The sequence below is a fragment of the Chloroflexota bacterium genome (assembly GCA_018648225.1).
Classification (GTDB): Bacteria; Chloroflexota; Anaerolineae; order Anaerolineales; family UBA11858; genus NIOZ-UU35.
On the sequence record JABGRQ010000207.1, the window covers coordinates 1 to 6,133 of the forward strand.

A 6,133-nucleotide genomic window follows, 5' to 3' on the forward strand; every position below is an offset into this window, starting at 1 on the left:
ATATCTACCCAAATCAACTCGGCTCCAAGGCCACGCAAACGATTTCGTATGCCTGATGAGCTCAGCCGCTTCGCAATTTCTTCTCTAGTTTTCTCTATTCTTTCTTCGTGACCAGCAAAACGGGGGAGAGCAACATCATTAAAATTGCGCTCTCGAATATAATCTGTAATCGTGCCATCCACGACAATGCGAACCATATATTCCCAAGGTGTGATTCCGGCAACGTTAACGGAACGAGCGTAAACTCTATTAAGCGCGGCCTCATGCGAGAAGGAATAGGGCCGATCTACATCCTGGCGCTCTGCTTCAATCGAATGTCTCCCTGTCCGCAAACGATAAACATAGTGGACATCACGTACTCGAATTGGGATACCATCTTTTGTAGCATATTCCAGATTCTCAATAAAGTTCTGTTGATCATCCAGGTTAATGATTTCGCGAATGCGCTCAAATCGAGTAACAAAATTCAGGCCCTCAGCGCATACGCGCGGGCCTTTCTGCACACATTCCAACACAACCAAATTTCCCGGCTGAATAACCAAATAACCCGGCCCGCCGATCTTGTCAATCAAATTTATTCTGCCAGTAGTTAGCAGTTTTTTCCCGTCATCAATTTCGAGGCGTGGATACGCCAGACCAAACACAAGCGCATTTAAGTACCGGAAAGCCAACCTCACGTGTTCCAGCCCGTGCAGATTTTTGATATAGCGTGCCGCCACATAATAAACTGAGCCAAAAGCAATCGTTACCAACAAATAATAACGGTGACTGAAATGAAAAAATGCCAGGGATGAATAAACCCAGCGTGTAAGCCCCAGCATATCACCAACGTTTAAGTTTACTACCCTGGACAAAAAAAAGCGCAATATTTTCAACAAGAAATATACCCAACGATAAATACTCGGCAGGCTCCCGGAATTGCCACTCATCCATCCGGCCACAACCGCCGGAATATCAGTCTCTTTTGTAACTGCGCCACCGAGGCTGCCGAGTATAGCAATCGCCAAAAGAATACCAAGTAGTCGAACAATGCCACTCATACGGTGTCCCAGCCAGGGATTGTGGGAAGAATTCATCTGCAATCGCGAATAGAGAGACATGAGTTATTGCCCTCCTTCAGCCGGAGGAAACATTGGTGTGCTATCTTGATCGCCTTTATCGCCACCCAAGAGGAGTTCACGGATATGATTCAACATATAGATTGCCTCACTGGGCAATAGGCCACGCGTGGCCGGGTCGGCGGATGCTTTCTCCAACGCTTGAAACACACGGATTGCCAGGACATCTCGAGAGCGTTCATCGGATAACATAATCTGAGCCAATGTGAAAGCCATATCGCGCTGTGACTGAACACGAGCCTGATTCGCAATGCGCATGGCCTGAAGTTCATGATTAGCCTGAATGATTACGGAACGCTGCTGCCAGGGAGCACGCCAGAATTCGTACAGGAAATTTTCGCGAATATCCGGTGTGCTGGGTTTTAACTCAGTAAATCCTACAGTAATGATCTTAATACCTCGGGCACGCAGACTTTTTCGATTCAACAGTTCTTGTTCGGGAAATTTCCTAATCTTGGATTCCAACCAAACATCATCTGCAAGGATTGGAAAACCGTCCAGTCGCTCGACATACTCAAAAGCCAATACACCCTGGTTGACCACACGCGTTCGAAACTGAGTTCGCAATCGCTGGTACTCATAACCATCCTGCTGATCTGGATTGTATAAAGTATCATACATTTCCTGCGACAATAGCTCTCGATAAACATCTACTGCAACATGAATCGGGGCTTCAGTCCAATCTTTTTGTTTGTTTTCAAATACATCATAAGGACGGCCCACAACCGCAGCAGAAAAGACGCGCCGAGGGTTGTATTCAAAATCGTAGATCAAGGCGCGCCCTGTAGTAGGCGTATCACTTTCTTCGTCAGGGGTATCTTGAGTAAGGTTATAGTTTTTCACAAAGTTGTGAATTTCGTACTTATCTTCAATATCAAGAATATCTTCAAGCTTTCGGACAAATTCCACAGGATAATATTCGCCCTTTTCCGGAACAGGGTCGCGCTTGCCCAATTGTACGACGCGCAAATTTTCGGGCTTACGGCTGCCTTCATAAGTTACTTTGTAGACATCCGGTTTTTCACTTATTGAGAACAAAGCAAATACAACACACTCTACCTCAATACCATCACGCGTGTGCGCTTTGATACCTACGCGCGTGCGAATTTGTCGGTGGAGGTCCACGCCTGCATGCACATGCTCGCCTGTGCGCGTAAAATCGATTCCGGGACCCGATGTACGGTTTATTAATCCTTCACGCGGGTGCGTTGTTCTCAGCAAACGGATCAGGCGACTCAGCAAGCCGGGCATGTAGGCACGGCGCTCTATGGCTGCGGCGCTGCAAGCATCGGCTATCACGATGCCCGGACCAATTTCGCGCAATTCGCTGGCAGTGCGGGGTTTGAGCTTTCCATCCTCCACAAAGACGATCGGGCCATGACGCCCAAATAAGAAATACACCAAACGACGGAAAGCTTCGCCATAGCCGTTAGAGCCAACCGGAAGAATAACCGTGGCAAAGATTGCCAGAAAAATTCCTGTAGCAATGAAATAGCCGAAACCAGCGGCCACAAACATGACGTGTCCTCGCCAGGAGCGATTTGGAACATTGCCCTGATTCAACAATTCCCGCATGGAGGCCCGCCCCGGAGTTTCGTACCAGCCTTCTTGGATCAAATTGATTTTTTTTGTGGCTTTGTATGGGGCTAACCACTTTTCATCTTCGGCAGCCAACATGACAAACTTCAGGGAATTGTTTAACGATGTATCCACGCCATATAGGTGATGAATCTCCCCCTCGATCAAACCATCGGCCATATTATCGTCATCCATCTCGATAAAATCAACCGGTGAAGGGGAGAAGATCACGCGCCCACCGCTGCCTTCATCCAGGAAAAAGATATAATCCCCCATCAACGAAACGTGCGCCACACTGCCGCCTTCAACAGCATCGAATGACTTTATCTGTCTGACGTTTGCCAGCTCCGAAATATCGTAAATTTTTAAGCCGCCTTCGCCATCTGCAACGTAAAGATAGTTATATGTTGATGAAATTTCAATTGAACGGGCATTATAAATAGCCTCGCTTTCCAATATGCCAAATTGTGCTTCGCGAGGGCTGGGTCGATCTTTGATATTCAAAACCTGGACGCCATGCCCGCCCTCTGCCAGAAAGAGGTAATCTTTCCAAATCGCCATATCCACAACTGGGCCGCGAGCGTGGAAGGCGTTTTTATCTTTGATCTCCTCAGGATTGCTGAAATCAAAAACGTGAACCAGGTTGGGGCCATTGGCGATATAGACATAATTTCCCGAGGCAGCGATTGCCCTCGCGTTGTCCATCGCTTCAATCTTCCCCACACCATTGACTTTACCTCCATCTAATTGGGCAATTTGGAAACCTCTACTGCCATCCGCTATGAAAATATTACCCCCATCAAGAGCCACGGCGGAGGCCTCACCCGGCGTGGGGTAGAAATCCACCGTTGACAGGTTTTCTGGATCACCAATATCAACCACCCTGAGGCCCGAAACGCCATCTACGGCGTAGAGATACCCGCCCGAGATCACGGCGTTGCGTAATATGCCTGCGCCTGAATGCGTTCTCACAACCTCAGGAGTTTCAGGTGGCGCAACATCATACACAACCAGACCTTCGCGCGCCTTGGCAACATATACCAGATGCTTGTCTATATCGAGGCGGGCATAGTCTCCAGATACGGAATTGTCGCTAACCACTTGAGGGCTTTCCGGGTTTTTAACATTATATATTTGCAGGCCGTTTTCTTCCTGAAGAAAATATAGCTGATAGCCATCTACAGCCACATCTAACACAGGCGTGCCGGTAGAAATACGGCCTTTTAATTCAGGTTTTTTCGGATCAGTAACATCGATAATCCATACCCCGGATTCGCCTTCTGCCTTGCCACCCGCCACATAAGCATAGATGCGATCCTGGTTTTCGGGCTTATTCACAAATACTGCCCTGGCATCGGAGGCAATATCAGAAACACCCACAGTTTCAGGGTTATTGACGTCGGCGATACGCACAATCTGCAAACCTTTTCCCCCGGCGGCGACATAGGCATAATCACCAAAAAGGTAAACGCCCTGAGCGTTAGCGCCTTCACCAAAGCCAACGCTGGCTACCCGTTGCTGATCGGCTACAATCGCGTTGAAATCTATGATTTGCAGGCCATTTTCCCCATCAGCAACAAAGGCGTAATTTTCACGCACGGCAACATCATTGGCAGCTCCTTCGGTGCCGACAACATCAATTTGTTCTGGGGTTGAAGCGCTCTCAGAAATATTAAAACGGCGAAGTTCTTTATTGCGATAGGCAACTACAAGGTAGCTACCATCCAGGTCCATGGCAATCGCGCACCCCGGATTGCCTTTGATGAAATATGTTTCATCTTCTTTGTTTTCTCTGACCCGGATTGTTTGCACGCCGCCTTCGCAACTTGCCATGTAAATGATCGTCTCGGTCTCGCCTTGATCATTTTTTACAAAATGAACTTTGACATCTTCAACGCTGCCGACGAGGCTCGTGTTACCATCATCCTGTTTTACTTTCGCGATTTCTAATTTCTCGTTGATGCGAATACTATTCAGCCCCTTGCGTCCATCGCCGACAAAAATATAGTGTTTTTCTGAGTAGGCAATTGCAGTAGGGTTACGCACCAGATTTGCCGCGTCATCATCGGGGTGTTTCTCATCCACGAGCGAGTGAATAATATTCAGATCCGAAATATCCAACATTTTGATGCCATTATTTGCTCGTCCAACAAAGGCGTAGATGCCGTACACCGCTATATTCCGAAAAGCTCCCGTTCGCAATTCCTCTTCGGAGTGTTCTTCAGAAACGGATCCAAATTCTGTGGTGGCTGCTGTCGGATTCTTAATCCACCGCAAACCTTGCCCTTCCAGCACGAAATAGGCAACACCATCCTGCGCGGCGAGATCATTAATGCGGACATCGACTTTAATGCTATGTACCTGTTTTGATTTCAGAGGTATCGAAATATCATAAAGAACAAATTCTTTCTCCCCGCTAAGTGCATAGATTTTCTTCCCATCCAGGACAATTTTCCAAAGGCCGGGATCGCCTTCGCCATCTTTCCCTACATGCAAAAAATAGGAAGTTTCCCCATCTTCCGGCTCTGTGGGCGGTAAAGTTTGAATATTGATGACATACAAACCTTCTTTGCCATCCGCCACATAGGCAAAATTCCCCTTGATGAGTACATCCTGTGCCTGAGTAATTTTATCGAATCGCCAAACTTGAGTTATTTCTGTGGGGTCGGTCACATCGAGGACGATTAAGCCGTTCGAGCTATCCGCCACATAGAGGTAGTCCCGCGGGCCGTTTTCGGTCTCGCGTCCCTTTTGAATCGCCAATCCACTCGCTTCCCCAATGGAACCAAATCCGCCAAGGGCTTTTGGCCTCGCCGGGTCATCTATATCAACAATTTGGATGCCTTGCCTTCCAATCGCCAAATAAGCGAGCCCCTCATCAATAACAATTTCGCGAATGTTATCCACAGGGGCACCCATCGCAAGAAAAATCACTATTGCAATAACAGCGATGACGATGGATAGAAGCGGCACCATGCGAGGTGAAGAGTTCGTCACAGCAATACTCAGCCCTATTTACTCATAACGACGATCTCAAACTCAATTGGCATGAATAATCTCACAATTTAAGATCATTCGCCAAGATTATACTACACGTTTTCAAAACCCATTCAGAAAGCGATAAAGGCAGCCCGTACTATCAACAGGATTTGCCAGCCATAGTTTTGTTGATACAATTGCTTTGCGAGTTTAATTTGTCCGTACAAACTGGAGGCACAAATGTCTAATTATCCCGGCAAAGGAAAAGTTGCCGTACTAAAAACATCCCCGGAGACCGTTCTCGAGGATACTGAACGCCTGATGAAGCTGGCCGGAGTGGAAGCTGCCCTGCCCAAAGATGCGCGTACCGGCCTGAAGATCAACATCTCGTGGCAAACCTGGTACCCGGCCTGCTCCTCGACTCCCTGGCAAATTGACGGCGTCATCCGGGCGCTGAA

General features: G+C 47.8%; 3 protein-coding genes. 1 reads left to right on the forward strand and 2 read right to left on the reverse strand.

The genetic code is table 11. The annotated features are described in order from the left end of the window. Both HN413_17655 and HN413_17660 read right to left on the reverse strand, forming a co-directional pair. A partial coding sequence (locus HN413_17655) for a hypothetical protein (protein MBT3392227.1) occupies positions 1-1,040 on the reverse strand: 1,040 nt, incomplete at its 3' end. A 63-nt stretch (positions 1,041-1,103) separates the two neighbouring features. After that, positions 1,104-5,693 (reverse strand): hypothetical protein, encoded by a 4,590-nt coding sequence (locus tag HN413_17660; protein ID MBT3392228.1) that lies wholly within the window; start codon positions 5,691-5,693, stop codon positions 1,104-1,106. A 222-nt stretch (positions 5,694-5,915) separates the two neighbouring features. Between HN413_17660 and HN413_17665 the strand changes: the two genes are divergently transcribed. Beyond that, positions 5,916-6,133, forward strand: a 218-nt coding sequence (locus tag HN413_17665) for a DUF362 domain-containing protein (GenBank protein MBT3392229.1), incomplete at its 3' end; no start/stop codon positions are given.